This window comes from Kitasatospora sp. NPDC101801 (genome assembly GCF_044766665.1).
GTDB lineage: Bacteria > Actinomycetota > Actinomycetes > Streptomycetales > Streptomycetaceae > Kitasatospora.
On record NZ_JBIWML010000050.1, the window covers coordinates 1 to 23,892 of the forward strand.

The following is a 23,892-nucleotide window of genomic DNA, read 5'->3' on the forward strand; positions in this document are numbered from 1 at the left end:
CCCCGACGGTGCAGCACATGCACCTGCCCGTCCCCAGCCGCCAGCTTGTCCGCGATGTCACCCGTACCATCCGGACTGTTGTCGTCCGCCACCAGGACATGCGCCTCCGGCACCGCCGCCCGCACCCGGGCAGTGATCCGCTCGACGTTCTCCGCCTCGTTGTACGTCGGAATGATCACCAACACCTCACCGAGATCGGCGAAGGAGCTCTCCAGGTCAGCCGTGGTCACGCTTATGCCTTTCTCACCAGCAGAGACACCCGCAGACCCGGCACGATCTGGATCTGGGTGGGGACGAACGCGTGCTGCAGAGCTGCGGTCTGGTCGCTCGGCAGTCCCTGGTAGGGGCTGTCGCCCGCGTCGATGGTAACGACCCAGATCCGGGGCGTGTCACCGACGCAGCGCTCGGCCACCGGGCAGGGGATGTCGTAGAGGTCCTCGGCCCGGGTGGCGTCCCGTTCGATCATCAGCGGGATCGGGCGGACCGAGTCCGGCAGGTAGAAGGAGAGGCCGGGGCCGACCATCGCCCAGGCCTGGGCGCCGCCGGTCACGACGATCCCGTCGCCCGGCCGGTAGCCCGCCGCGATCACGTCGGCGCCGCCCGCGAAGTCCCGGTCGCCGTGGGCGAACACGGTGCGCTGCTGCTCCTGGAGGGGTTGGCCGGCCAGCAGCGGGATCGCGACCAGGGCCAGCGCCGTGCCGACGGCCAGTGGACGGGGTGCCGCTGCCGGCCGGCCCAGCAGGTCCGCCAGGGCGCCCAGGCCGCCACCCGCCAGCATGGCCAGCGCGGGCACCGTGAAGAGCAGGTAGCGGTCCAGGAAGTAGGAGGACGTGCCCTGCGAGGCCTGCCAGACCGCCAGCACCGGCAGCACGGCCAGCAGCAGCGCCTGCGCCGCGCCCCGGGTGAACCGGGGGTGCAGCAGGGCGACCACGGCGCAGGCGCCGAAGAAGTACAGCAGGTCCAGCGGGGACAGCAGGCTCCGCCAGAAGTAGTGCAGCTCCAGCTCCGAGGGCTTGGGCAGCCAGCCGAGCTGCCGGCCCGCCTGCCGGTCGCCGTACACGGCCACCGGGACGGCCGGGGCCAGAGCGACCAGTACGGCCAGCGGGAAGTGCCAGAGCACCCGGGCCGCGCGCGGCTCCCGGTGGCGGGCCCACCACTGGGCGAGCACCAGGAACACCTGACCGACCAGGCTGCTCAGCGAGACCAGGTGGCAGCAGCCGGCCACCGCCATCGCCAGTGCGTACAGGGACCAGCGGCCCACTCCGGGCCGGTCCAGTGCCCGGAGCAGCAGCCAGCAGGCCGCCGCCACGGCGCAGGTCACCACGGCGTAGGAGCGGATCTCCTGGGCGTAGCGGGAGATCAGCGGGACGGTGGCCAGCAGCAGCCCGGCGGCCAGGCCGGCCGTCCGGCTGCCGAACAGCCGCCGGGCGGCGAGCGCGGTGAAGGCGGCCGCTCCGGTCATCGCCAGCGCGGAGGGCAGCCGGAGGCTGAGCACCGAGTCGCCGAACACCGCGGCCCAGCAGTGCAGCAGGACATAGTAGGCGCCGTTGCTGGCGTCGACGTTGGCCAGCATCCCGAAGAGCTGGTCGAGGTCGCGGGTGGCGGCGCTCCAACTGGAGATCTCGTCGCGCCACAGTTCGGGGCGGGTGGTGTGGCGCAGACCGACCAGCAGCATGGCCAGGGCAGGCCACAGCCAGACGCTACGGAGGAGGTTTCTGAGGTGACTCAAGATCTGATCTGATCATCCGTCTGAATGGTGACTAATCGAATTCAGCCTAGCGCCCGGATGATCAGTGTAAAAATCCCCTCCGCCGGCTCCGCGTTCGCCCTGTTCAGCCGCTCCCCAGCCGACGGTTGCGGGCTCGGCGGTCCGCCGTCCGCTGTTCGATCGGACGGTCCGTCAGCTCGCCCAGGGCGGCGGCGATCGCCCCGGCCACCCGGTCGGCGAAGGCATCCGGTTCCTCGGCGGCGTCCGGCCGCTCCGGGACGATCCGGTCCACCAGACCGGCCGCCAGCAGGTCGGTGGCGCCGATCCCCTGGGAGCGGGCCAGCTCGGCCGCGTGCGCGCCGTCCCGGTGCATGATCGCCGAGGCGCCCTCGGGCGGCAGCGGGGCCAGCCAGCCGTGTTCGGCCGCGAGCACCAGGTCCGCGGGCAGCAGCGCCAACGCGCCACCCCCCGAGCCCTGGCCGAGCAGCACCGAGAGCACCGGGGTGCGGAGCGCCACCAGGGCGCTCAGGCAGCGGGCGATCTCCACCGCCAGGCCGTCCAGCTCGGCCTGGGCCGAGAGTTCGGCCCCGGTGGTGTCCACCAGGGTGACCAGCGGCAGTCCGAGCTGTTCGGCGATCCCGGCCGTCCGCCGGACGGCGCGCAGGTCGGCCGCGGTGAACGGGTGTGCCGAGCCCGGGCGTTGGCCGACCAGAACGGCGGGCTGTCCGCCGAATCTGACCAGCGCCCGGACCAACGCCCGGTCCGGGGCGGCCAGTTCCACCCGGCCCGGGTCGGCGGCCGCCAGCACCGCGTCCGTCCCAGGCCGTCCGGGCAGTCGGCTGAGGCCGACCGACTCCCAGGCGTCGGCCGGAGCCGGGGAGTGCGCGGGGCCTGCTGCGGGGGCCGGTCCGGCCGGGTCGGCCAGCACCGTGAGGGCCCGCCCGACCACCTCGGCCAGCTGCTCGGGCGGCACCACCGCGTCGATCAGGCCGCGCCCGGCCAGCGTCTCGGCGAGCTGGACCTCGGCGGGCAGCTCGACCCCGCGCAGCTCCTGGTGGGCCCGGGGACCGAGGAAGCCGAGCCGGGCCCCCGGCTCGGCCAGCACCAGGTGGCCGAGCGTGCCCCAGGACGCGAACACCCCGCCCATGGTGGGGTTCCGCAGGTACGTCAGGTAGGGCAGCCCGGCCTCCTGGTGGGCCAGCACGGCGGCGGAGATCCGCACCATGCAGAGGAAGGCCGCGGTGCCCTCCTGCATCCGGGTGCCGCCGGAGACCGGCAGGGCCAGCAGCGGCAGCCGCTCGGCGGTGGCCCGCTCCACCGCCCTGGTGATCCGCTCGGCGGTGGCCACCCCGATCGAGCCGCCCAGGAAGCCGAACTCCGAGACCACCACCGCCACCGGCCGGCCGGCCAGCAGGCCCCGGCCGGTGGTCACCGCCTCGTCCAGGCCGGTCCTGGCCCTCGCCCTGGCCAGCGTCGCCCCGTACGAGGGTTCGTCCCCGTCGTACTCGACCGGCTGGTCCCAGCAGCTGAAACTCCCCTGGTCCAGCAGGAGCCCGATCATCCGATCCGCCGTCAACTCACCCTCCCCGGAAAGACCCGTCATCGGCCTAACCTTGCCCGATAGGTTCGCCGCCGTGGCCGAGGAAGAGCGTGTTGACGATCACTGTTGGTCCACCACCCGGGCCTGGGTCACCTCGACCCTGGGGGCGGGGGAGCGGATCGGGGCGGTGGAACGGCTGCGCGGGGGCTGGACCTCCGAGATGCGGCGGCTGCGGATCGACCGGCCGAACGGCGGGCCCGCCGCCGGGCTGCGCGCCGTGGACCCGGCGGGTCTGCACTGCGACCACCCCTCGCTGCTGATGACGCTGCTGCCCGGCACGGTGCGGCTGGACGACGGGGAGGCCGGCGCCCGGGCGGAGCTGCCGGCCCGTCAGCTGGTGACCATCCACCGGACCGCCGTCGCCGCCCGCCCCCGGGAGTACCAGCCCTGGACCGGGCCGGAGCGGGTCCGGATCCCCGAGGACACCGCCCGTCCCGAGCTCTGGGAGCGCGCGGTGCAGGTGATCCGCCGGGACCCGCCGCCGTACCGGGGGACCTGCACCGGGACTTCCACCCCGGCAACATCCTGTTCAGCGGCACCGGCGCGGAGCTGCGGATCAGCGGGGTGGTGGACTGGGCGGAGACCTCCTGGGGCCCGGCCGACCTCGACGTGGCGCACTGCTCCACCGCGCTGGCGCTGCTGCACGGCCCGGCCGAGGGCCTGCGGTTCGCCGCCCGCTACACGGCCGCCGGGGGTGTCCTCGACCCGGACCCGGAGGCCCACCTGTACTGGCGGCTGCTGGACGCCCTCGCCTACGCCCCCGACGCGCAGCAGGTCGCCACCCCCTGGCGCGAGCTGGGCCGCACCGACCTCACCCCGGCCGTGCTGACCGACCGTCCGGAGGAGTACCTGGCAGCCCTGCTGGTCAGCCCGCGGTGATGAAGCCCTGCTCGATCAGCCAGTCCCGGGCCACCTGGCGGGGGTCCTCGCCGTCCACGTCCACCTTGGAGTTCAGCCGCTGGGCGACGGTGTTGTCGAGCCGGGCCGAGACCGGGTCGAGCAGCTCCGCCAGCACGGGGTACTTCGCCAGCGTGGCGCTGTGCAGCTCGGGGGCGGCGTTGTAGTTGGGGAAGTAGTGCCGGTCGTCCGCCAGCACGCTCAGGCCGAGCGCGGCGATCCGGCCGTCGGTGCTGTACACGTCGCCGAGGATGCAGGCCGAGCCGTCGGCGACGGTGGTGTAGACGATCCCGGCGTCCATGGTCCGGATGTTGGAACGCGGCACCGTCATCCCGTACGCCGCCGTCACCCCCGGCAGGCCGTCGTCCCGGACGCTGAACTCGTTGTCCACGCAGAGCGACACGGCGGACGGGTCGCGGTGCGAGAGCTCCGCCAGGTCGGACAGCGTGTGCAGCCCGTGCTTCGCCACGTTGGCGGCGTTGCCCGCGAAGGCGTAGGTGTCGTTCAGCGCGGACTGCGGCAGCCAGGTGACGCCGTTGGCCAGGTCGGCGTCGTGCACCGCCTGCCACTGCTGCTGCGGGTCGGTGATCGGGTCGGTGTGGCCGAGGTAGGTGATCCAGCCGGTGCCGGTGTACTCGTACATCGCGTCGGCGGTGCCGGAGACGATCGCCTGCCGGGCGCCGATCGAGCCGGAGATGTTGGTGCGGTCGGTGACCGTGGCCCCGGCGGCCGTCCAGACCAGGCCGATCATCTCGGCCAGGATCACGTTCTCGGTGAAGTTCTTGGAGGCGATGGTGAGGTCGGCCCCGGCCAGTGGCCGGCCCTGGCCGAGCGAGCCGGGCAACACGTCGGCCGGGATCACGCTGCCGCTGTGCAGGCCGCAGCCGGCCAGCAGCAGCGCGCCCACCACCGCCAGGGCCGCCGACCGCCTCACCGCCCGACCTCCAACCCCTTCGGGCTGAGCCGGAGTTCGGCCAGCGAGGCGAGCCAGTCCACCAGCAGGGCCAGGCAGACGGTGAGCACCGCGCCGACCACCAGCACCCTGGTCCGCTGGGTGGTGATGCCCGCCGTGATCAGGTTGCCGAGACCGCCGCCGCCCGCGAACGAGGCGAGCGTGCCGGTGCCGACGTTCAGCACCAGCGCGGTCCGCACGCCCGCCAGGATCAGCGGCACCGCCAGCGGGAGTTCGACCCTGGCCAGCACCCCGGGCGAGGACATCCCGATGCCCCGGGCGGCGTCCAGCAGCGCCGGGTCGATCGCCCGCAACCCCGCCATGGTGTTGCTGAGCACCGGCAGCACCGCGTACGCGACCATCGCCACCAGCGCGGTCCTGGCCCCGATGCCGAGCCAGAAGGTGAGCAGCGCCAGCAGCCCGATCGCCGGGGTGGCCTGGCCCAGGTTGGCCAGCACCACCGCCGCCGGTGCGGCGGGCCGGGCGAACCCCCGGGTCAGCAGCACCCCGGCGGGCAGCGCCAGCAGCAGCACGAAGAAGGTGGAGACGGCGGTCAGTTCGACCTGCTGCCAGAGGTAGAGCCGGACCTGGCCGCCGTTCAGCGCGTTCCGCTCGATCGAGTCCAGCGGGGCGTTGACGATCCACAGGTAGGTCGCCAGCAGCACCCCGGCCAGCACGGCCGGGGTGGTGAGCAGTCTGCCGCGGGTGATCACCGGCCCTCCAACTCCGCTCGGGTGTGCGGCTGCTGGTGCTCGGCCAGCTCCTCGTGGCCCTCCAGCGCGGCCAGCCGGTCCGCCTCCAGCAGCTCGTGCACCGAGTTGAGCAGCGTCTCCATGTCCACCACACCGAGGTACTCGCCGCGCCGCCCGGTGATCGGCACCCGTCCCGAACTGTCCGTCAGCACCGCCTCCAGCGCGTCCCGCAGGGTGGCGTCCCGGCTCACCGTGTGGGTCACCGGCGTGCCCGCCCGGGCCAGCGACCCCCGGGCCCGGGCCAGGTCGCCCCGGCGCAGCCACTTGTACGGGCGGCTGTGCCGGTCCAGCACCAGCAGCTCGCTGACCCCGCCGATCCGCAGCCGGTTGAAGATCACCTGGAGCGGCTCGTCGGCCGAGACGGCCGGCCAGTCGGCCACCCCGACGTCCCGAACCCGGGTCAGGTTGAGCCGCTTCAGCGCCGCCCCCGCCCCGACGAAACCGGAGACGAACTCGTCCGCCGGATTGGTCAGGATCGCCTCGGGGGTGTCGAACTGGGCGATCCTGGACTGCTCGCGCAGCACGGCGATCCGGTCACCCAGCTTGATCGCCTCGTCGAAGTCGTGGGTGACGAAGACGATGGTCTTGTGCAGCTCGTGCTGCAGCCGGATCAGCTCGTCCTGCAGGTGGTCCCGGGTGATCGGGTCCACCGCGCCGAACGGCTCGTCCATCAGCAGCACCGGCGGGTCCGCCGCCAGCGCCCTGGCCACCCCGACCCGCTGCTGCTGCCCGCCGGAGAGCCGGCGCGGGTACCGGTCGTGGAACTCGCGCGGGTCGAGCCCGACCAGGTCGAGCATCTCCTCGACCCGGTCCTTGACCCGGCGCCTGTCCCAGCCGAGCATCCTCGGCACCTGGGCGATGTTCTCCGCCACCGTCAGGTGCGGGAACAGGCCGGAGGACTGGATCGCGTAGCCGATCCGGCGGCGCAGCTTCACCGGGTCGATGTCGGTGACGTCCTCGCCGCCGATCCTGATCCGGCCGGAGGTCGGCTCGATCAGCCGGTTGATCATCCGCAGCGTGGTGGACTTCCCGCAGCCGGACGGGCCGACCAGGATCACCGTCTCGCCCGCCGCGATCTCCATGCTGACCGAGTCCACCGCCGGGTTCGGGCTCCCCGGGTAGCGCTTGGTCAGCTGCTCCAGCTCGATGGTCGCGCCGGTGACGTCAGCCATGCAGTCCTCGCGATACCGTCAGGCGCCCCAGCAGCACGAGCGCGGCGTCGAAGAGCAGCGCGAGCAGCACGATGCCCAGGGTCCCGGCCAGCACCTCGTTCAGCGCGTTGGCGCTGCCGAGACCGGCCAGCCCGGAGAAGATCTCGTTGCCCAGCCCCGGCCCCGAGGCGAACGCCGCGATCGCCAGGATGCCCATGCTCATCTGGGTGGAGACCCGGATGCCCGCCAGGATCACCGGCCACGCGATCGGCAGCTCCACCTTCAGCAGCCGGGCCGCACCGGTCATCCCGATCCCGCGCGCCGCGTCCACCAGCGCCGGGTCCACCCCGCGCAGCCCGACGATCGCGTTCCGGACGATCGGCAGCAGCGCGTACAGCACCAGCGCGGTGACGGTCGGCGGGACGCCGAGGCCGAGCACCGGGATCAGCAGGCCCAGCAACGCGTACGAGGGCAGGGTCAGGATGGTGCCGGTGGTCAGCACCGCGATCCGGCCGCCCCGGTCGCTGCGGTAGGTCAGCGCCCCGATCGCCACCCCGGCGAGGGCGGCCACCAGCATGCACTGGAAGACCGCGCTGGCGTGCTGGAACGCATCCGAAAGCAGCTGCTCCCGACGGCTGCTGACGAACTCCCAGAAATCCACACCCCCATCACACCCCGTCAGGCGCGACCCCACCTCCCGGCTTGCCCCATCCGGGGCCGGGGCACTTGCGCTCGGGGCTCGGTTGTCGTGCGGCTCCGCCGCGTGGGCGGCGACGACTTTCTGGCAGGTGGTCCGGAGGAGTCAGGGGCTCGGGGAACTGCGACGCCGGCCGCGTAGAAGGTGATCGTCGCGTAGGTGGTCAGGCACTTTCGCAGTGACACCCGCCGGCCACGAACCGTCGCCGTTCCCCGAGCCCCTGGACCGTAGGACCGAGCGCCCTGCACAAGGCTGAGCTAGCCGAGGGTGATCCGGACGGCGGTGGCGGAGGCCACGCCGAGGAGGGCGCCCGCGATGACGTCGCCCGGGTAGTGGACGCCGGTGTGGACCCGGGAGTAGGCCACGGTGGCGGCCAGGAGGCACAGCGGGACGGCGGTCCGGGGCAGTTCGGCGCCCACCGCGACGGCGAAGGCGAAGGCCGAGGCGGAGTGGCCGGACGGGAAGGAGGCCGAGGTGGGCATCCGCACGTGCCGGGCCTCGGGCACCAGCGCGCCGAGCCGATCCGGCCGCTCCCGCCGGACCAGGTTCTTGCCCAGCAGGTTGGCGGACGCCGAGGCGACCCCGATCGCGGCCACCCCGAGCAGCGCGGCCCGCCGGGCGCGCCCGCCGCGCAGCGCCAGCAGCCCGGCCAGCGCGAAGGAGATCTTCGAGTGGTTCGCGGTGTGCGAGAGCCGCCGCATCGCGCCGTCCAGGGACGGGGTCGGGGTGATCGCGATCGCGCCGTACACCGCCCGGTCCAGGGCTGCCAGGTCCAGCACGATCGGTCCGGCCGTCGGGCTACGCATCACTCGCCACTTCCTCTTCCGTTCCGGTTCGGTCATCCTCGCGCACCCGCGCCGCGATCAGTGCCCCAGGGCCAGCCTGCCGACCTGTCGCCAGTTCCGCAGCGGGGCGACCGCCGTCGCCCCGGGGCGGTCGCGCGGCACCAGCACCCGCAGCGCCCCCGGCCGGATCTCGCACCGCACCGGGGTCGGCAGGGTGAGTGCCTCGCCGTCCACGGCCACCGGGATCTCCTCGGTGTCGGCGGTCACGGTGACCTGCCGGGCCGTCAGCACGGTCAGCCCCTGGGCCTGTTCGCCGCGCAGGGCCAGCTCGGCGGCCTGGGCGGCGCCGTCCACCCGCAGGCTCAGCACCCCCAGGCTGCCGCCGTCCAGCCGGGGGCGGCTGCCCGCGCCGAGCAGGTCGCCGGTCTCGTACGGGTTGTTGCTGATCAGCAGCGCCTGCGGGTCCGCCAGCCGGGTGTCGTCCGCCTGCGCGGTGAGCCGGGCGCCGAGCTTGTTGGCCAGCAGGTCGGGCAGCGCGCCGAGTGCGGTGGCGGCCTTGGCGTCCCGGTACTCCGGGCTCTGCACGATCTCCGCGTACGCGCCGAAGGAGACCGTGTTGACGAACGGCCGGTCGGCCACCGACCCGAGGTCGATGCGCAGTTCGGTGCCGTCGGTGAGGGCGTCCAGGCAGCGGGCCGGGTCGTTCCGGTCCAGGCCGAGGTCCATCGCGAAGTGGTTCCTGGTGCCGGCCGAGATCACCAGGAAGGGCAGCCGGTGCTCGGCGGCCACCGCCGCCACCAAGGCCTGGGTACCGTCGCCGCCCGCCACGCCGAGCAGGTCGGCGCCGTCCTGGACGGCCTGCCGGGCCAGCTCGCTGACGTCCTGTCCGTCCAGCAGCAGCACCCGGGCGCCGAGCGCCTCGGCCTTCGCCACCAGGTCGAACTTCTCGACCTTGCCGCCGCCGGACTTCGGGTTCATGATCAGCACCGGCCGGGCGGGCCGCGCGGCCGGGGTCTCCCGGACGGTCCGCTCCTTGCGGTCCTGCCGCAGCGCCTCCGCCGCGGCGGTCATCGCCCCGGTCCAGAGCGCCACGGCCAGCAGGGAGGCCACGCCCATCCCGCTGTCCACCAGGAAGCCCAGCACCCAGACCGGTGCCGCCACCGCGAGCACCACGCCGAACAGCCGGGTGGCCCCCCGGTGGGCCAGTGCCCACCAGACGCCGGCGGCCGCCACCCCGAGCCCGAGCAGTCCGACCACCATCACCCCGATCCCGCGCAGCCCGACCAGGGTCACCAGGACCAGGACCGCCGCCCCGGCACAGCCCACCGCCACCTGCGCCCACCGCTGTGCCCGCACCGCACCCTCCACCGACCGACCCATTTCCCGGCTCCCTCCCGATCCTGCCCCAACCCCATCAGCACCACCCGCCCGCCACGACGCCGGGGTGACATCTCGTCGGTTCCCGGCACGCCCTGAATGGGCGTGGCCTGTGGCACCGTCAGGACCGCCGGGTCCAGGATGGCCTGACAGCGGCACCGAACGGCTGCCCGTCATTTCCGGCGCCAGTCCTCCCGGTGCCCATCCGACCGATCGGAACGCGATGACCGACCAGCACAACGTCGTCCTGCTCGCCTTCGCCGACCCCGACACCTGCCGGGCCGCGCTGGAGCCCGCCAAGCACCTGCCGGGCCTGCGGCAGGCGGCGGTGCTGGAGCGTTCGACGGACGGCCTGCTGGAGATGGGCGACAGCTTCGCCCGGGGCGCGGGCGTGCCCACGGTAGGCTCCAGCGTGGTCGGCGGACTGATCGGGATGCTCGGCGGCCCGGTCGGCGTCTTCCTCGGCTTCGCGGCCGGGGCCGCCCTCGGCAACGCCGCCGAGCAGGAGCGCGGCGCCACCGGCGGCGCCGGGCTGATCGTGCTCGGTCCCCGGGTGGCGGACGGCACCGGACTGCTGGTCCTCGACATCAAGGAGGAGTCCCCGTCGCCCGTCGCGGAGTTCGCGACCGAGCACGGCGCGACCGTGGAGCGCCTCCCGGCGGAGGACTTCGCGGAGCAGGTCAGGGCCGCCGAGGAAGCCGCCGAATCCTGACCCCCCGACGGGGCGTGGGCCGGGAGGCGGCGGCGGAAAGAGCGCGAGAGCCGGGCGCACGATCCGCTAGTCTGTTACCGGTTACGCCTCATTAGCTCAGGGGATAGAGCACAGCTCTCCTAAAGCCTGTGTCATGCGGCCCTAGGAGCCTCCCCGGCCAGAGAACGTGCAGGTCAGAGGCCATGTAACGCGTAGTTACCGTCGTCAGAGCGCTCAGCGCCCGGATTTCGCCCGGATGACAACGAGAGAGATCAGGCCGCCTGTTCGAGTTCGGCGAGCTCGGCCGCCAGCCTTGCCGCCTCCGCGGCAGCCTCTTCGGCGCGCTTCCGTGCCTGGGCGAGGAGGGTCTTCCTCTGCTCGTCCATGCGGTCGGCAACCTCGTCCAGGCTGTCCGGCCACAGATGCCCGTAGACGTCCAACGTCATCGTGGCGGTCTTGTGGCCGAGCATCGTCTGCACGATTTTCGGGTTGGCGCCGCTGGCGATGGCGAGGGAAGCCGCGGTGTGCCGGAGCTTGTGCGGCGTGATCCCCATGCCGTCCAGGCCAGCTGCGGTGATCGCCTTGTTGAAGACGCGGCGAACGAAGTTCCTGACCATCACGGTGCCGCCGCGCGGAGCGGTGAACAGAAGCTCCTCGCCATCTCGCCCCTCCACGAGGGCTATCAGCTCCTTGGCGAGGAATGCGGGAATGGGCACCGTACGGCTTGCATGGGTCTTGGTCGTGCTCAGGTAGAGCTCGTGGTCGTATGCCCAGGCTTCCGAGATTCGGACTCGCCGCGCTGCCAGGTCAACCCGCTTGATGCGGATCGCCGTCGCCTCGCCCCAGCGCACGCCCGTGTATGCGAGGAAGAGGACCAGCAGCCGGTATTCGCCAGCAGCATTGGCCAGAGCCTCCACCTGAAGGTTGTCCAGGTACACGTGCTCTTTCGGCTGGTGCTTCGGCAGCGGCACGCCGATCGCGGGGTTGAAGGCGATCCTGTTCGACCGGACCGCGTACCCGAGGACGCTCTTCAGTACGAGGTGGATCTTCTTCAAGGCAGCCGGGCTGAGCGGCTTCTCCGCCTCCGTGGACTCCTTGAGTAGCTGAGACATCCACTGGGCGATGTCGTCAAACTGTATGCGGGAAACAGGAGTTGTGCCCCATCGTGGGAGGACGTGCTTGTCCAGGACCCCCCGGTAGCGCGCACGGGTGGAGCGCGCCCAGTTGATCTGAGCGGTGTACCAGTCCTCTGCCACTGCGGCGACGGTGGCGCGGCCGGCGGCGGGGTCGCGGTAGCTGCCATCGCCAAGTCGCTTGGCGATCTCGTCTCGGTAGTCGTCCGCCATGCCCTTCTTGCGGAAGGTCTTCTGGCGTTCGTTGTTGCCTTGGTCATACCAGCGGACGCGGTAGCGTCCCGGGCCCTGCTGCTTGTTCTTCTTGGCCTTCTCCAGCGCCTCTCTGTAGTCGGGCTGGTCGTTGCGGTCTTCGATCCATACGCGGGCCATGGGCTGCACCTTGCTTTGATATATGCATGACAGGGAATTTGGCCCTCTTGCCAAGTACGACGGGGGAGCAGCGTGCTGCTCGTCCTGGCAAGGGGGGTGGTTATGCGCTCAGTGCGGCGGATGCATCATCAGACACCGCACCTCTGTACTGCTTGGCACTGCTGCGCCAGCGGGCATCCGGGGTGATCGGCGCCCACCTCGGTAACTCTCGTCCAAGGCTGCCGCCGCAACCGGTAGCATGGCCCGAGGGCGACCGCATGCGGACGCGTCCATGCTTCGCGCCTGTCTCGCAGGGCGAAGGTGCAAGCGCCCGTAGCTCAGGGGATAGAGCGTTCGCCTCCTAAGCGAAGGGTCGCAGGTTCGAATCCTGCCGGGCGCACAGCGGTACTGAGGGCTGGGCCGATCAACCTCCAGAGGTAGTCGGCCTGGCCTTTGTAAGGCGGCTCCCATCACCTGGTTCAGGCCAGGGGGATCGGCAAACTGCCTGGTCAGATGGCCTCCTGTCGATACGACGGGGGGCCTTTGCCGTTGCAGCACACATCGGGCCGCAGGGGCGCGCAGTGACAGCGGACCCTCGACATTCGCTCGCGTGATCGTGATGGCAAGCCTGGTTCCGAGATGCAGCAGCGTGTAGGTCGAGCGGCCAACCGGCTGGGGAGCTGCGGCGGTCCGAGCCGGGGGGAATCGCCGGGATTGTGGAACAGTGTCAATAAGGCGGTCGAGCGACAGCGGCACCCAGTTGTGGGTGATGTCGCCTTGCGTGGCCTGCACGAGGAGCCGGGTGGGCAGGCTCAAGCTTCGGCGAGAGCCTGTCTCGTCGCGCCAGTAGACGCGGCAGCGGGCCGGCGGTGTGCGGCCAGTTGCACGAGCGCGCGTGACGGCCAGCTGGTAGTCCGCGTGCTTAGCGCGATCCTCGGTTCGAGCGGGGAACATGATCTTCTGCCAATCGTTGAATCGTGCATGCCATATCGTGTCCTCTTCTCTGCCCGTGCGGGTGCGGGACCGGTTGGTCTCGCAATCGGGTTCGCTGAACTGGCGTCGCGGCCGTGCCGGACGCCGGGGTGACGCAGGGCCTACTTGGGGCCGGTCTCGCCCGGTCTGAGTAGGGCGGCAAGTTCCTCCGGGCTCGCGCCCGATTGAACCGCAGCGTTGATCTTCTCCAGAGTCGCTGCCATCTCCGAGTTGAAGGACTCCGACAGGGCGGCGGCCCTGTCCTGGAGCACCGAGCGGGTGAGGTCGGCGATGGCCTGCTGGCCGTCGTTGGCTGGCATCCGCTGGAGCGCCGCCGAGTAGAACTGTCGGGAGTCGCTCTGGGGCAAAGCCTTCTGCCCGCAGAACCACTCCAGTAGCAACTCGGCGTCGCTGACTGCCAATTTGGGAGTCAGCTGGAGCGTGGTCCCTGGCTCGGAGTTGTCGGGCAGGCCCAGCAGGTGGACCGGCGCGATATCCAACACCACTGCCAGTACGACGAGTTCGTCAATCGACAACTCGCGCTTTCGAATGCCTTCCGAGTCCCTCCGGCCGGTTTCGATGTTGCTCAGCGCAGCGGACGTCAGCTTGACCGCGCCGGCCGCGCCGCAGGCGTCGGCAAGCTGCTTGGTGGTCCACCCGCGTCGCGTCCGGGCTTCCTTTAGCCGGACTGCTGCCGCGTCGCTCACCGACAGGGTCGGGGGAGCTGAGCCGCTGGACATCTGGCCTCCTCGCTCGTCGTATCGGCGACTCTACCCATCGTTTCTCGATTGTGCAATCGACAAGCAGCCCTCACCTTGCGGTTGCGTCGATTCGACGCTCATGCGACCGATGGCAGTCGCAGTGCGCTGCGCTGGCAGTCCGTGCGTCGAATCGACAAGTTCGTGCGCCGTATTGACAACTCTGACCACTCTGGCTGATGCTCATCTCGGTTGTTCAAACGACGACTCAAGTTGTCGAAGCGACGAACGAAGCGAATGTGAGTACTCATGAGTACGGACAAGTTGTGGACCTTGCAGGAACTCGCGGAGTTCCTGGGCGTACCGAAGCAGTCGATCTACCAGATGAACTGGAAGGGGACCGGCCCGCGCTCCTTCAAGGTGGGCAGGCATCGGCGGTACGACCCGCGCGATGTGCAGCAGTGGCTGGAAACCCGATCCTCCGACGCGGGGAGCGGGCGATGAAGCGGCTGAGCAGCGTGCCCCGCCGCCCCTGGTGGTCAGTGGACGAGGCGGCCTCCTACCTCGTTATCACGACCTCGGACCTGCGGGAGCTGGGTGCCGTCGGCGTCGGCCCTAGGTACACCGAAGACTCCTGCGGCGTCCGCCGCTACCGGCCGGCCGACGTCCGGCTCTGGGCCTCGACCGGCCTGGTGCGCGACCACCGCGGCTGGAACGGAGAGGCGCGATGACCCGCCGACGGTTGGCCAGCAGTTCCGCCTCCTGGCCGACGGACTTCGGTGAACGGTGCTCTCCCCCGCGACCGCCGAGGCCGCCGTGATCAGGTGCGGCCCGAACTCGGTCGCACGGCCCGGACATCGACACCACCACCGCTGGAGACACCATGCAGAACTTCACTCATGACCGCTACGCCCAGCAGCCGCCCACCACCTGGATCGGGCGACACTGGCTCTCCACCACCAAGGACGGCTCCGGCAGCTACCTGCGCGGCCTGATTCTCGACGTCCGCCCCGGCGCCGTGCTTGTTCAGTGGCTAGCGTCAGGGGGAGGGGCGCCCACCGAACGGTGGACCTCCAGGGACCGAGGAACGCTCGCCCGGGAGTAATAGAGGACAGAAGGCGGAGGCCCACACCGTTCACGGTGTGGGCCTCCGCCTTCTGTCGAGTTGCCGACTAACACGCGGTCGAACCGCTCGCGCCAGCCGCTCGTGTTGCCGCCTCAGCGAGTGGGCCGGTGCCTCGCCAGCGCAAGCACCAGAGCCCCTGCGCCCTCGACGGCACTCACGAAGAGCAGGATGGGCCTCATACTCGGAACGATCCGGGCGAGCATGGCGGCCACCGCGGCTCCGCCTGCCCAGGCCACCCACACGTTTCGGCGGTCGGCCTGAAAAGCGGCCATTACCGCGCTGAGCACGGTGCCGATCGCCACGACGACCAGCCACTGCGAGCTGGTGACGGAGGCGACCAGGGCCAGCGTTCCCGCACCTGCGGCGAGGCCCAGGGCGAGACGCGCCTTGTCAGACAGGGGAGGACTCTGCATGGGCTTCGTTCTCTCGGTTCGTAGGTGTGGAAGGTGGTTCGCTAGGACAGCCGGCGAGGGCCGGGCCGTAGGCGGAGGTTGATCCGGGGCTGCTGGGCCAGTTCCGCCAGCGACTGCTCCAGGACCATCTCGGAGTGCCCGTCCCAGGTGGTGGCCGTTCTACCGGGATCGGAGGCCAACCTGAGCAGCTCCCGTGATTCATCGCGGACGACGAGCACGGGCTGCTGTGCCGGCGAGGCCGCGCCCGGCCGGTGGGCGGTCACGACGGGACGATGCGTCGGAACGCCACGGCTTCCGCGTCCCAGTACCCGCCGGTGAACTGGGTGATCTGGATGTTCTTTCCCGTGCGCGGCGCGTCGAGGACCAGGTTCGAGCCCAGGTACATCCCGACGTGTCCGGGAGACGAAGGGGTGCCGTCGGAACCGGCGAGGAAGATCAGGTCGCCCGGCTTGAGCTGGTTGGCGCCGTAGACCGGGGTCCCGTTGTAGACCTGCTCGAAGGTGGTCCTGCTGATGCTGATCCCAGCGGCTTCGTAGGCGCGCATCAACAGGCCCGAGCAGTCGTAGCTCGGATTCCCCGTCCCGCCCCACTGGTACGGCATGCCCAGCTTCGAGATCCCGAAGGTGATCGCGGTGACCACCTGGACCGGAGTGCCCGCTGGGAGCGAGAAGCCCGCTGGCAGGTTGACCGCCTCGGTGATTGCCTCCCCGGCGCCCGCGCCGTTGCCGAGAGAACAGTTGGTCGCCGATCCGCCGAAGGTTGCGACGAGTTGCCCGGCCAGTCCCTCCCACTTCGCGTAGGCATCGGGATAGGCACTGCGTTGCACCCTCTGCGCGGCCACGGTGACCGGCAACGCCTCCCACAGCGGTACCTTCACCAACTGCGCGTAGAACGCCTTGGAGGAGTAGACCGGGTCCATGATCTGGGCAGGCGTGCCCCACCCCTGGCTCGGCCGTTGCTGGAACAAGCCCACGGAGTCCCGGTCGCCCCAGGACAGATTGGTCAGGGTGCTCTCCTGCATCGCCGTCGCGATGGCCACCACTGCGGCATGGGCGGGAAGCTGGAGCTGGACCGACACCTGGTAGATGATCTGGGCGTTGTTGATCTGCTCGGTGGTCAGCTTCTGGCCATCAGCGACGGCGTCGCCGGGTGCCACGGGCTTGAAGCAGCCGATCCCGCCGACGCCGCTGCCCGCCGCTATAGACGGAGTTGTTGCCGACGCCGTTCCGCCGGTCAGTGTCACCCCGAACACGACCCCGCAGGGGGCGAGGACCGCCACGACGGCCATCTGGGCTGCCTTCTTCACGAGCCACCTCGGAGCCGGCGCGCTGCGCGCGCTGGCCTTTTCACTTCAGCTAATGGATTGGTGCCAAACCATAGGCTGATGCGACAGCTTCAAGTCAACCAAAGTAAACGTGATGGCCGCCACGTCTTAGCCATAGTGAAAAGGGCGAGGCAGGGGCGCGACGGTCTCCGGGGGGATGCGGTCCGACTCCCGCGATCAGAGTCCGAGGATGTGCTGAAGGGCCGCAGGGCTCAGGTCGGGGAAGGCGGCGGCCAGCGAGGTCGGAATGAGTGCGGTCGGAGCGGTTGCCGAGGACGCTTCGGTCGCATGGTCGGCGGCGGACGCGGAGCGCACCGAAGCGACGGCGCGACGGGCGGCGACGATACGAAGGACGACCTGTGTCGACGTCTGACTGGGGCCGTCCTGCCGGGCCTTGCAGCGGATCGCGCTCATGAAAATGCCTCCCTGGTCGGGAGGCACTTGCTACGAGTTGACGTAGTCGTTCGGTCACTCGCCCCCGACTCGCAGAAGCGTATGCGAACGATTGCCGAGAGTGGGGCGAGTGTATGAAGTTGTGATGATTCGGTGCGGGTGGCGTGCGTCACGCGCCTTCGGATTCGGCGGGTTGCAGGCCCTCGATCCGGCGCGCGGTCTGGATCATGGTCAACATGGCGTCCAGGCTGTCGCCGGAGAGTCCGTTCGCGGCGAGCGCCAGTCGTCGAACGAGGGGGTTCGACAGGGCTGCCGCGAGCTCCAGCTGCTCGTCGGTCCGCCGGGCGGTGTCGTCCTCGTAGAAGTAAGCGACCTGGACGCCGAAGAAGTCGGCAATCGCCTTGAGGCGGCTGTGAGTTGGGTCCGTGCGCTTGCCGGTTTTCAGCTGCCACAAGTAGGTGGGGCTGAGGATCTGCTCCCCGGCCTTCTCGTTGATCGCCTTCGCGACCTCGGTGGTGCCGTAGGGCTTCCGGCCGGCGGGGTGGACGGTGCTGAACAGGTGGGTGAGCCGCTGTGCGACCACCCCGCCCTCAGCGGGGTTCTCGTCAGGCATGACGCGCGTAGCACTCCTCTCGGCTGACTTCGCCTCATCGTTGCGCACAGTGACTGTCATTAGCCAGAGAAAACAGAGAGTGGCGGAGTGAGCCTCCTCACATTCACTTTGGTTGACGGAACTACTTCACTCCTGCCTATCGTTTGGTCACAGCCCATTAGCCAGAGTGAATGGCACTGACCTGACGTGCCGAATCCGAAGCCGGGCTTCCTGCCTCCCCGCCGATCGAGTCGGGGCGGCTCCTCGTAGCCAGCGGCCCGTAGCGGCAGCTGGCACGTCCGCACTTCTGGGAGCCTCCATGTCCACCACTGCGCATGTCGTCCAGTTCCTCGCCGACATCCAGAACCCCGCACCGGCCGACCCGACCAACGGGTCCAAAGGCGCCAACCTGCTTCTCTCGTACGCCAAGTGGGGCGCCTTGATCGCGTGCGCCGTCGCGGCCGTCGTGTCCGGTGGCCTCATGGGCATAGGACACCTGTCGAACCGCCCGGACAGTGCCGAGAAGGGCAAGCGGAGCCTGGTCTGGAGCCTGGGCGGCGTGATCGTGACCGCGTGTGCCATCCCGGTGGTCAACACGGTCTTCGGCGCCGCGGCCTAGGAACACCATGAACCAGTTCCTCGACCGCCGCCCGCGTCGGCGGATTCTTCCGCTCCTGCTCCTCGGCATCTTCGTCTTCCTGGCCGCCATCGGCGTAGGAGTCGCGATCGAGTCGGACAACGGGCCCCGCGGGCCCAAGACCTACTCACCGCCGGCTGCGATCCCGGCTCCGGGCTCGGTCACCGGCATCGACCCCAACGCCGAGTCCACCTCACCCGCCCTTGCAGGCCCGCTCCAGCTCGTTCGTGGAGCACGCCTGGTCAACGGCGTCGCGGTGGGCTACCCACACTCCAGCGTAGGCGCGGTGTCGGCGGCGGTCGAGTACTGGCGTCAGCTCGGCTCCACCCTTGAGCCCGACCGGGCCGCAGCCGTCGCCCGGGTCGTCGCGGACGCCGACTGGTCCGACGCCCCGGACACCCTTGCCAAGGGGCCGGCCGCCACCCGCAAGGCACTCCGCCTTCCCGCGAGCGGCCAGCTCGACCCTGGCACGTCCGTCACGTTGAACCCGGTCGAGTACCAGGTCCGCTCCGTCGGCGCAGACAGCATCCAAGTGCTGCTCCTGTCGACCTACACGACCAGCGTGCCGGGCACCGGGATGCAGACCCGCATGGGCGTCTACCCGCTCGACCTCGTCTGGTCCGGCGGCGACTGGCGAATCCCCGCCCCCTCCGGAACGTCCACCACCGACTACACCAGCCTCGTCGCCGAGCCGGGCAGTGCCCAGGCGTCGGCCAAGGGCTGGAACGAACTGAAGCGATAACCATGGCCAGCACCACGAAATCCAGGAGGCCGGCATGCCCTGCGGCCTGACCGACCCCGTCGGCTGCGTCACCGACACCGTCCTCGGCGGCCTGGCGGGCGACGCCGTCGGCAAGATGGCGAACTCGGCCTGGGAGTCGATCTGCAAGTCCTTCGCCGACGCCATGGTCCAGTTGCTGAAGACCTTCTCCGGGGCCTTCGTCAAGATGCCCGGCCCCGACCTCGCGTCCAACGGGGTCAGGAGCGTCTACGCGATCTCCCTCGGCGTGGCCGCCCTCGTGGCCTGCCTGCTGGTCATCGGGCAGGTCGTCCGTACGGCCGTCACCCACGACGGCCGGCCTCTGGCGACCGCGGCAGTCGGCCTGGGCAAGGCCGTGCTCGCCTTCCTGCTCACCCTGATCGTCGCGTCCACCACGTTGGCGGCCAGCGATGAGCTGACCAAGTACATCGTTGACAACAGCTTGGGTGGGCAGCAGGCATTCAGCGACAAGATCGCCAAGCTCGTGGCCTGGAACCCTGGCAACTCGGCCTCCCTGCTGCTGATCCTGGCGATCATCGGCATCCTGATGACCTTGGTGCTCTGGTTCGAGATGCTGCTGCGCGGCGCTGCCATCGCGGTGCTCATCGCCACCTCGCCGATCAGCGCGGCTGGCCAGGTCTCGGACTCCACCAAGACGTGGTGGTCGAAGCTCGTCTCGATGACGCTCCAGCTGATCATCTTGAAGCCCATCATCGCCCTCGTCTTCGCCCTGGGCTTCAACCTCGCGGGTGACAGCCAGGACCTGAACACCACCCTGTCCGGAATGCTCGTCCTGCTGCTGGCCGCCCTGGCCTGGCCGGCGGTGGCTCGCTTCTTCACCTTCGCCTCCGTCCAGGTCGGTGGTGGTGCGGGGCTCGCCGCGCTGCTCGGCTTCGCCGGCGGCCGACTCAGCACAGCCGGGGGCCCGCCGACCGGTGCGTCCCCGGACACCTTCGGCCAGGACAGCGCCGCCCGGACGATGACCAACTTCGCCAGCAAGGGCGGAGGTGCGGCCGGGGGTGCCGCTTCCGGCGGTGCCGGGGGAGCGGGAGCCGCCGCCGGTGGCGCCGGTGCCGCCGCAGGCCCGATCGGCATGGCCGCCGCAGCCGGTGTGCGGCTCGCCCAGCAGGCCGTCAACAGCTTGGCGGGCGGCATGGAGAAGATGGCCGGCCACGCGGGTGCGCAGGGAGCGAATCCCTACGCCGCCCAGCCAGCGGGCTACGTCAACCGTCATGCGGGGGCACCGCTGCCCACCAGCGGATACCTGCCGGACCAGCCGAAGCCGGACTGGTCGGGGCAGCAGGAGCAGCAGCTCGAGCCCGCCGAACCGGCCACCCGGCAGGCCGACCACCAGCAGGCACTCCAGGACTCGACGCCGGACCTGCCGGTCGCCAGCGCGCCACGCCAGGACCCTCCGACGATCGAGATGCCCCCGGTTCCCGCAGGCCCGCCCGCCGGTTCCGCAGCATCGAGCGCCGCGCCTCTGCCCAGCCCTGCGCCGCAAGGCGGCACCGTCCCAGGCTCCCCGCTCAGGACCGCACAGCCTGGCAACCCGGGCCCGGCCGCACCCGCTACGACGTCGCCTGCCCCCACCGAGCCGAAGGCCCCGGCCCCGGCAACGTCATCGACCTCCGCCGCAGCGGCTCCGCTGAACACCAACCGTCCAGCACCCGCCGCCAGGTCCGCCGCCACTCCGGAACAGACGGAACGCACTCCGGCACCAGCTCCAGCCGCGAGCCCCAGCGCGGTAAGGCCCGAGGCCGCACCAGCCGAGCGCCCCGCCGCTCCGCCGGCCCAGGCCACGCCACCCGTCGCGTCCACCCACACTGACCAGCCCGAAGGAGGCGACCAGCCATGAGCACCCAAGCTCCCACACGCACCTACTTCGGATGGCAGCAGGAGAAGGTCGCCTTCCTCTTCGGCCTGAGCGTCCAGCGGGCCGCGATGCTCGGCGGCGCGGTCCTGGCGGCGATCTGGCCGTTCGCGATCTCGTACGTCCGGGCGGGCCTCGTGACGTGGCCCGTCGCCCTTGTCCTCTTCCTTCTTGCGTTCGTCCGGACCGCCGGCCGCACCGTTGACGAATGGGCGGTCTCCGCTGTGTCCTTCGAAATCCTCCGCATGCGCGGGCAGAATCGTTTCCTCTCCGGAGCCTTCTCGCCCCGCAAGGCCACCTCGGACGAGCCGAAGATGGACCTGCCCGGCATCCTCGCGCCGCTGGCGATCCTCGAAGCGGACGGAGGCGGCGGCGACCCGATCGCCGTGATCCAGCACCAACTCGACCGCACCTTCACCGCCGTGGCCCGAGTGCGCTTCCCTGGCATCGGCCTGGTCGACTCCCAGCGGCGCGACCAGCGCGTCGCCAGCTGGGGTGAGCTGCTCAACTCGCAGTGCACGGAAGGCAATCCGATCATCCGCATCCAGGCGCTCCAGCGCCTGGTCCCCGAGTCCGGAGCCGCGCTCCAGCGCTGGCACGCCGACCACGTATCCGACGAGGCGCCCGATGTCGCGGTGGACATCACCAAGTCGCTGCTGTCCACCGCCACCCTGGCCACCAGCCACCGCGAGGCGTACCTGGCGATCACCATGGACGCCTCCCGGGCGGCCGGCCCCATCAAGGCGGCCGGTGGCGGTACCGCCGGAGCCGCCACCGTCCTTGTCCGCCACCTGCGGGCCCTCACGTCCGGTATCGCCTCCGCGGACCTCCAGGTCGAAAGCTGGCTGAGCCCGCGCGAACTCGCCGAGGTCATGCGGACCGCGTTCGACCCGCACAGCAGCCGGATGCTCGCCGAGCGCCGGGCCGCCGCCACCGCTGCCGCGTTCCGAGGCCAAGACGTCCCCTTCGAACCCGGTGTCGACCCCATCGCGGCGGGCCCCTCCGCCGCCGAGAGCTGGCGCGGACGCTACGAGCACGACGGCGCGCTCAGCGTCACCTACGCCGTCCGCAACTGGCCGAAGAACAAGATCTACTCCACCGCACTCTCCCCGTTGCTGGGCGAAGGCAAGTACCGCCGGGCGTTCAACCTCCACATCGAACCCCGCGGACCCCGCGCCGCCGAGCGTGAGGTGATGCAGGAACGCACCGCCCGCGAGGTCGCCGTCAGCATGCGGCACAAGACCGGACAGATCATCCCCGAGCACGAGAAGCAGGCACTTCGGCACGCTGAAGCCCAGGACCAGGAGCGCGCCGCCGGCCACGGCCTGGTTCGCTACACCGCCTACTGCACTGTCACCGTCACCAACCCGGCCGATCTCGAAGACGCCTGCGCGGCCCTGGAGGCCGACGCCAACCAGGGCCGGATCGAGATCCAGCGGATGTGGATGGCCCAAGACATCGGATTCGCGCTCGGCGCGCTGCCCGTCGGCATGGGCCTGCCCCGGAAGCGGGTGGCCTGATGTCCCGCCGACGCTCAGCCGACCTCCCCGTCCTCGATCTGACCGACGTGCTCGGCCGACCGGCCCCGGCCGCCTCGAAGCCCGTCGCGCAGAAGGCGCCCAAGCAGCGCCGCGAGCCGGTCGCGCCCCGGCGCGGCTACGCCCGTCCCTTCGCCGGACGGGCCCCCCGGATGCCTGAGATCCCGGTCTTCCGGGGGAGCACCGGCCAGGTCCAGGGCCTCTACCCCTGGCTGTACGGCGCCTCGATGCCCCCGGCCGGCGCCTACATCGGCGTCGACTGCCTCGCTGGCGGCGCGTTCTCGTGCCACCCGATCGAGTGGCTGCACCGCGGCCTGATCACCAACCCCAACCTGCTGGTGACCGGCGTGCCCGGCACCGGCAAGAGCGCCACCGTCAAGGTGCTGGCCACCAGGCTCGCTGCCTACGGAGTTCGAACCTTTGTTCTCGGTGACATCAAGAACGAGTACGCGCCGCTCGCACGCGCCTTCGGTGTCGAGCCCGTCGAGCTCGGTCCCGGCCTGCGCAACAGGTTGAATCCGCTGGACGCCGGACCGCTCGGCAGCAACCTGCCGGCCGACCCGGAGGAGCTGCGCGAGCGCCTGGACGAAGTCCACCGCCGCCGGATCACCCTGCTGTCCTCCCTGCTGGTCATGCGGCTCGGCCGCAACCTCACGCCTACCGAGGAAGCCGCGCTCTCCCTGGCGATCCAGCACGCCTCCGGCCAGGCCGCCGGTGCCAGCCACCTGGTGGACCCGACGATCCCGCAGGTGTGGGCCCTGCTGCGCGACCCGCTGCCGGAGATGGCGGAGGACCTCCGGGTCCGTGGCGCCGACGTGGCCGAGCTGCGGGAGATGATCCGCCCGGCCGCAGATGCGCTCGGCAACATGGTCCGCGGCAGCTTGTCGGGCCTGTTCGACGGGCCGACCACCGTCCGCCCGGATTTCGACGCGCCGATCCAGACCGTCGACCTCTCCCGGATCGACGGCCGCGGCGACGAGACCGTGGCCATGACCCTGGCCTGCGTGAGCAGTTGGGGCCAGGCCGCGATTGACGAGCCCGGCGGCCCCGTCCGCCTGGTCGTCCGCGACGAGCTGTGGCGTGCGATGCGCGTCCCCGCGATGATCCGCAAGCTCGACAGCGACCTCCGCCTTTCCCGCGCCCAGGGCACGATCCAGGTCTTGAGCACGCACAGGCTCGCCGACTTCGAGGCCGTCGGCGCGCAGGGCAGTGAAGAGGTCAGCATCGCGCGAAACCTGATCGCGTCCTGTGACGTGCGGATCTGCCTGCGGCAAGACACCGCGCCCCTCGCCATGACGAGGGACGCGATCGGGTTGACCGACACGGAGTGCGCGCACATCGCCTCTTGGAGCGGTGAGCAGATCGGCCGCGCGATCTGGAAGATCGGCCGGACCTCCAGCCATGTGGTCCAGACCATCCTCAGCCCGATCGAGCGCCAGCTCTACTACACCAACGAGAAGATGGCCATCTGA

25 protein-coding genes and 1 tRNA gene are annotated in these 23,892 nt (G+C 70.8%); 11 read left to right on the forward strand and 15 right to left on the reverse strand.

The window, feature by feature from the left end; genetic code table 11:
- The 3 genes from ACIRPK_RS33180 to ACIRPK_RS33190 form a co-directional block, all read right to left on the reverse strand.
- The coding region (locus ACIRPK_RS33180) for a glycosyltransferase (RefSeq protein WP_403045652.1) at positions 1 to 230 on the reverse strand (230 nt) is incomplete at its 3' end.
- Positions 231 to 232: 2 nt separating this feature from the next.
- Positions 233 to 1,729: a glycosyltransferase family 39 protein gene (locus ACIRPK_RS33185; RefSeq protein WP_403045654.1), complete on the reverse strand. Its 1,497-nt coding sequence runs from the start codon at positions 1,727 to 1,729 to the stop codon at positions 233 to 235.
- A 103-nt stretch (positions 1,730 to 1,832) separates the two neighbouring features.
- Positions 1,833 to 3,311 carry a carboxyl transferase domain-containing protein gene (locus tag ACIRPK_RS33190; protein ID WP_403045655.1) on the reverse strand — a complete coding sequence of 493 codons (1,479 nt, stop codon included), beginning with the start codon at positions 3,309 to 3,311 and terminating at the stop codon, positions 1,833 to 1,835.
- 63 nt (positions 3,312 to 3,374) lie between these two features.
- Here ACIRPK_RS33190 and ACIRPK_RS33195 point away from each other — a divergent pair, with 63 nt between their 5' ends.
- Positions 3,375 to 4,187, forward strand: coding sequence for a phosphotransferase family protein (locus ACIRPK_RS33195; RefSeq protein WP_403045657.1), 813 nt, complete (start codon positions 3,375 to 3,377; stop codon positions 4,185 to 4,187).
- Here the strand turns inward: ACIRPK_RS33195 and ACIRPK_RS33200 are convergent.
- The 6 genes from ACIRPK_RS33200 to ACIRPK_RS33225 form a co-directional block, all read right to left on the reverse strand.
- Positions 4,174 to 5,139 (reverse strand): glycine betaine ABC transporter substrate-binding protein, encoded by a 966-nt coding sequence (locus ACIRPK_RS33200; RefSeq protein WP_403045659.1) that lies wholly within the window; start codon positions 5,137 to 5,139, stop codon positions 4,174 to 4,176. The two genes, ACIRPK_RS33195 and ACIRPK_RS33200, sit on opposite strands and share 14 nt — an antisense overlap.
- Positions 5,136 to 5,870: an ABC transporter permease gene (locus ACIRPK_RS33205; RefSeq protein WP_403045662.1), complete on the reverse strand. Its 735-nt coding sequence runs from the start codon at positions 5,868 to 5,870 to the stop codon at positions 5,136 to 5,138. The genes ACIRPK_RS33200 and ACIRPK_RS33205 overlap by 4 nt, the downstream gene beginning before the upstream one ends.
- Positions 5,867 to 7,081, reverse strand: a complete 1,215-nt coding sequence (locus tag ACIRPK_RS33210; protein ID WP_403045665.1) for a betaine/proline/choline family ABC transporter ATP-binding protein — start codon at positions 7,079 to 7,081, stop codon at positions 5,867 to 5,869. Before ACIRPK_RS33210 ends, ACIRPK_RS33205 begins: the two co-directional genes overlap by 4 nt.
- Positions 7,074 to 7,721, reverse strand: a complete 648-nt coding sequence (locus tag ACIRPK_RS33215) for an ABC transporter permease (RefSeq protein ID WP_403045668.1) — start codon at positions 7,719 to 7,721, stop codon at positions 7,074 to 7,076. Before ACIRPK_RS33215 ends, ACIRPK_RS33210 begins: the two co-directional genes overlap by 8 nt.
- A gap of 293 nt (positions 7,722 to 8,014) precedes the next feature.
- Entirely contained in the window at positions 8,015 to 8,563 is a 549-nt protein-coding gene (locus tag ACIRPK_RS33220; RefSeq protein WP_403045670.1) for a phosphatase PAP2 family protein, read from the reverse strand.
- A 57-nt stretch (positions 8,564 to 8,620) separates the two neighbouring features.
- The gene (locus ACIRPK_RS33225) at positions 8,621 to 9,922 is read right to left on the reverse strand and encodes a diacylglycerol/lipid kinase family protein (RefSeq protein WP_403045673.1); all 1,302 of its coding nucleotides are present in this window, start codon (positions 9,920 to 9,922) and stop codon (positions 8,621 to 8,623) included.
- A gap of 220 nt (positions 9,923 to 10,142) precedes the next feature.
- Between ACIRPK_RS33225 and ACIRPK_RS33230 the strand changes: the two genes are divergently transcribed.
- Positions 10,143 to 10,631: a hypothetical protein gene (locus tag ACIRPK_RS33230; protein ID WP_403045675.1), complete on the forward strand. Its 489-nt coding sequence runs from the start codon at positions 10,143 to 10,145 to the stop codon at positions 10,629 to 10,631.
- Between the two features lie 251 nt (positions 10,632 to 10,882).
- On the opposite strand, the gene ACIRPK_RS33235 is transcribed toward ACIRPK_RS33230, so the two are convergent.
- Positions 10,883 to 12,115: a tyrosine-type recombinase/integrase gene (locus tag ACIRPK_RS33235; RefSeq protein WP_403045678.1), complete on the reverse strand. Its 1,233-nt coding sequence runs from the start codon at positions 12,113 to 12,115 to the stop codon at positions 10,883 to 10,885.
- A 306-nt stretch (positions 12,116 to 12,421) separates the two neighbouring features.
- Between ACIRPK_RS33235 and ACIRPK_RS33240 the strand changes: the two genes are divergently transcribed.
- A tRNA-Arg gene (locus ACIRPK_RS33240) sits at positions 12,422 to 12,494 on the forward strand.
- Between the two features lie 694 nt (positions 12,495 to 13,188).
- Here the strand turns inward: ACIRPK_RS33240 and ACIRPK_RS33245 are convergent.
- On the reverse strand, positions 13,189 to 13,806 hold the full coding sequence (locus ACIRPK_RS33245) for a helix-turn-helix domain-containing protein (RefSeq protein WP_403045680.1): 618 nt from the start codon (positions 13,804 to 13,806) through the stop codon (positions 13,189 to 13,191).
- A 267-nt stretch (positions 13,807 to 14,073) separates the two neighbouring features.
- Between ACIRPK_RS33245 and ACIRPK_RS33250 the strand changes: the two genes are divergently transcribed.
- The 3 genes from ACIRPK_RS33250 (at position 14,074) to ACIRPK_RS33260 (ending at position 14,869) form a co-directional block, all read left to right on the forward strand.
- Complete coding sequence (locus ACIRPK_RS33250; protein WP_403045683.1) at positions 14,074 to 14,268, forward strand: helix-turn-helix transcriptional regulator; 195 nt, start codon at positions 14,074 to 14,076, stop codon at positions 14,266 to 14,268.
- Positions 14,265 to 14,495 (forward strand): hypothetical protein, encoded by a 231-nt coding sequence (locus ACIRPK_RS33255; RefSeq protein WP_403045685.1) that lies wholly within the window; start codon positions 14,265 to 14,267, stop codon positions 14,493 to 14,495. The genes ACIRPK_RS33250 and ACIRPK_RS33255 overlap by 4 nt, the downstream gene beginning before the upstream one ends.
- Positions 14,496 to 14,647: 152 nt before the next feature.
- Positions 14,648 to 14,869: a hypothetical protein gene (locus ACIRPK_RS33260; RefSeq protein WP_403045688.1), complete on the forward strand. Its 222-nt coding sequence runs from the start codon at positions 14,648 to 14,650 to the stop codon at positions 14,867 to 14,869.
- A gap of 113 nt (positions 14,870 to 14,982) precedes the next feature.
- Here ACIRPK_RS33260 and ACIRPK_RS33265 read toward each other — a convergent pair whose 3' ends face one another.
- The 4 genes from ACIRPK_RS33265 to ACIRPK_RS33280 all read right to left on the reverse strand — a co-directional run bounded on the left by ACIRPK_RS33265 (position 14,983) and on the right by ACIRPK_RS33280 (position 17,633).
- Positions 14,983 to 15,303 (reverse strand): hypothetical protein, encoded by a 321-nt coding sequence (locus tag ACIRPK_RS33265; RefSeq protein WP_403045690.1) that lies wholly within the window; start codon positions 15,301 to 15,303, stop codon positions 14,983 to 14,985.
- Between the two features lie 259 nt (positions 15,304 to 15,562).
- Positions 15,563 to 16,609, reverse strand: coding sequence for a C40 family peptidase (locus ACIRPK_RS33270; RefSeq protein ID WP_403045693.1), 1,047 nt, complete (start codon positions 16,607 to 16,609; stop codon positions 15,563 to 15,565).
- Between the two features lie 195 nt (positions 16,610 to 16,804).
- Positions 16,805 to 17,041, reverse strand: coding sequence for a hypothetical protein (locus ACIRPK_RS33275; protein WP_403045696.1), 237 nt, complete (start codon positions 17,039 to 17,041; stop codon positions 16,805 to 16,807).
- A gap of 148 nt (positions 17,042 to 17,189) precedes the next feature.
- Positions 17,190 to 17,633: a helix-turn-helix domain-containing protein gene (locus ACIRPK_RS33280; protein WP_403045698.1), complete on the reverse strand. Its 444-nt coding sequence runs from the start codon at positions 17,631 to 17,633 to the stop codon at positions 17,190 to 17,192.
- Positions 17,634 to 17,931: 298 nt separating this feature from the next.
- Here ACIRPK_RS33280 and ACIRPK_RS33285 point away from each other — a divergent pair, with 298 nt between their 5' ends.
- The 5 genes from ACIRPK_RS33285 to ACIRPK_RS33305 are packed head-to-tail and all read left to right on the forward strand — an operon-like array spanning position 17,932 to position 23,892.
- Complete coding sequence (locus ACIRPK_RS33285; protein ID WP_123556167.1) at positions 17,932 to 18,231, forward strand: hypothetical protein; 300 nt, start codon at positions 17,932 to 17,934, stop codon at positions 18,229 to 18,231.
- Between the two features lie 7 nt (positions 18,232 to 18,238).
- Positions 18,239 to 18,991, forward strand: a complete 753-nt coding sequence (locus ACIRPK_RS33290) for a hypothetical protein (protein ID WP_403045700.1) — start codon at positions 18,239 to 18,241, stop codon at positions 18,989 to 18,991.
- 34 nt (positions 18,992 to 19,025) lie between these two features.
- Positions 19,026 to 20,867 (forward strand): hypothetical protein, encoded by a 1,842-nt coding sequence (locus tag ACIRPK_RS33295; RefSeq protein ID WP_403045702.1) that lies wholly within the window; start codon positions 19,026 to 19,028, stop codon positions 20,865 to 20,867.
- Positions 20,864 to 22,402, forward strand: coding sequence for an SCO6880 family protein (locus tag ACIRPK_RS33300; RefSeq protein ID WP_403045704.1), 1,539 nt, complete (start codon positions 20,864 to 20,866; stop codon positions 22,400 to 22,402). The genes ACIRPK_RS33295 and ACIRPK_RS33300 overlap by 4 nt, the downstream gene beginning before the upstream one ends.
- Positions 22,402 to 23,892, forward strand: coding sequence for a VirB4 family type IV secretion system protein (locus ACIRPK_RS33305; RefSeq protein WP_403045707.1), 1,491 nt, complete (start codon positions 22,402 to 22,404; stop codon positions 23,890 to 23,892). Before ACIRPK_RS33300 ends, ACIRPK_RS33305 begins: the two co-directional genes overlap by 1 nt.

Coding starts and splice junctions, on each gene's coding strand:
- ACIRPK_RS33190 (WP_403045655.1), bottom strand. CDS start 3,311: ATGACGGGTCTTTCCGGGGAGGGTGAGTTGACGGCGGATCGGATGATC.
- ACIRPK_RS33210 (WP_403045665.1), bottom strand. CDS start 7,081: ATGGCTGACGTCACCGGCGCGACCATCGAGCTGGAGCAGCTGACCAAG.
- ACIRPK_RS33220 (WP_403045670.1), bottom strand. CDS start 8,563: ATGCGTAGCCCGACGGCCGGACCGATCGTGCTGGACCTGGCAGCCCTG.
- ACIRPK_RS33225 (WP_403045673.1), bottom strand. CDS start 9,922: ATGGGTCGGTCGGTGGAGGGTGCGGTGCGGGCACAGCGGTGGGCGCAG.
- ACIRPK_RS33230 (WP_403045675.1), top strand. CDS start 10,143: ATGACCGACCAGCACAACGTCGTCCTGCTCGCCTTCGCCGACCCCGAC.
- ACIRPK_RS33235 (WP_403045678.1), bottom strand. CDS start 12,115: ATGGCCCGCGTATGGATCGAAGACCGCAACGACCAGCCCGACTACAGA.
- ACIRPK_RS33245 (WP_403045680.1), bottom strand. CDS start 13,806: ATGTCCAGCGGCTCAGCTCCCCCGACCCTGTCGGTGAGCGACGCGGCA.
- ACIRPK_RS33250 (WP_403045683.1), top strand. CDS start 14,074: ATGAGTACGGACAAGTTGTGGACCTTGCAGGAACTCGCGGAGTTCCTG.
- ACIRPK_RS33255 (WP_403045685.1), top strand. CDS start 14,265: ATGAAGCGGCTGAGCAGCGTGCCCCGCCGCCCCTGGTGGTCAGTGGAC.
- ACIRPK_RS33260 (WP_403045688.1), top strand. CDS start 14,648: ATGCAGAACTTCACTCATGACCGCTACGCCCAGCAGCCGCCCACCACC.
- ACIRPK_RS33265 (WP_403045690.1), bottom strand. CDS start 15,303: ATGCAGAGTCCTCCCCTGTCTGACAAGGCGCGTCTCGCCCTGGGCCTC.
- ACIRPK_RS33275 (WP_403045696.1), bottom strand. CDS start 17,041: ATGAGCGCGATCCGCTGCAAGGCCCGGCAGGACGGCCCCAGTCAGACG.
- ACIRPK_RS33280 (WP_403045698.1), bottom strand. CDS start 17,633: ATGCCTGACGAGAACCCCGCTGAGGGCGGGGTGGTCGCACAGCGGCTC.
- ACIRPK_RS33285 (WP_123556167.1), top strand. CDS start 17,932: ATGTCCACCACTGCGCATGTCGTCCAGTTCCTCGCCGACATCCAGAAC.
- ACIRPK_RS33290 (WP_403045700.1), top strand. CDS start 18,239: ATGAACCAGTTCCTCGACCGCCGCCCGCGTCGGCGGATTCTTCCGCTC.
- ACIRPK_RS33295 (WP_403045702.1), top strand. CDS start 19,026: ATGCCCTGCGGCCTGACCGACCCCGTCGGCTGCGTCACCGACACCGTC.
- ACIRPK_RS33300 (WP_403045704.1), top strand. CDS start 20,864: ATGAGCACCCAAGCTCCCACACGCACCTACTTCGGATGGCAGCAGGAG.
- ACIRPK_RS33305 (WP_403045707.1), top strand. CDS start 22,402: ATGTCCCGCCGACGCTCAGCCGACCTCCCCGTCCTCGATCTGACCGAC.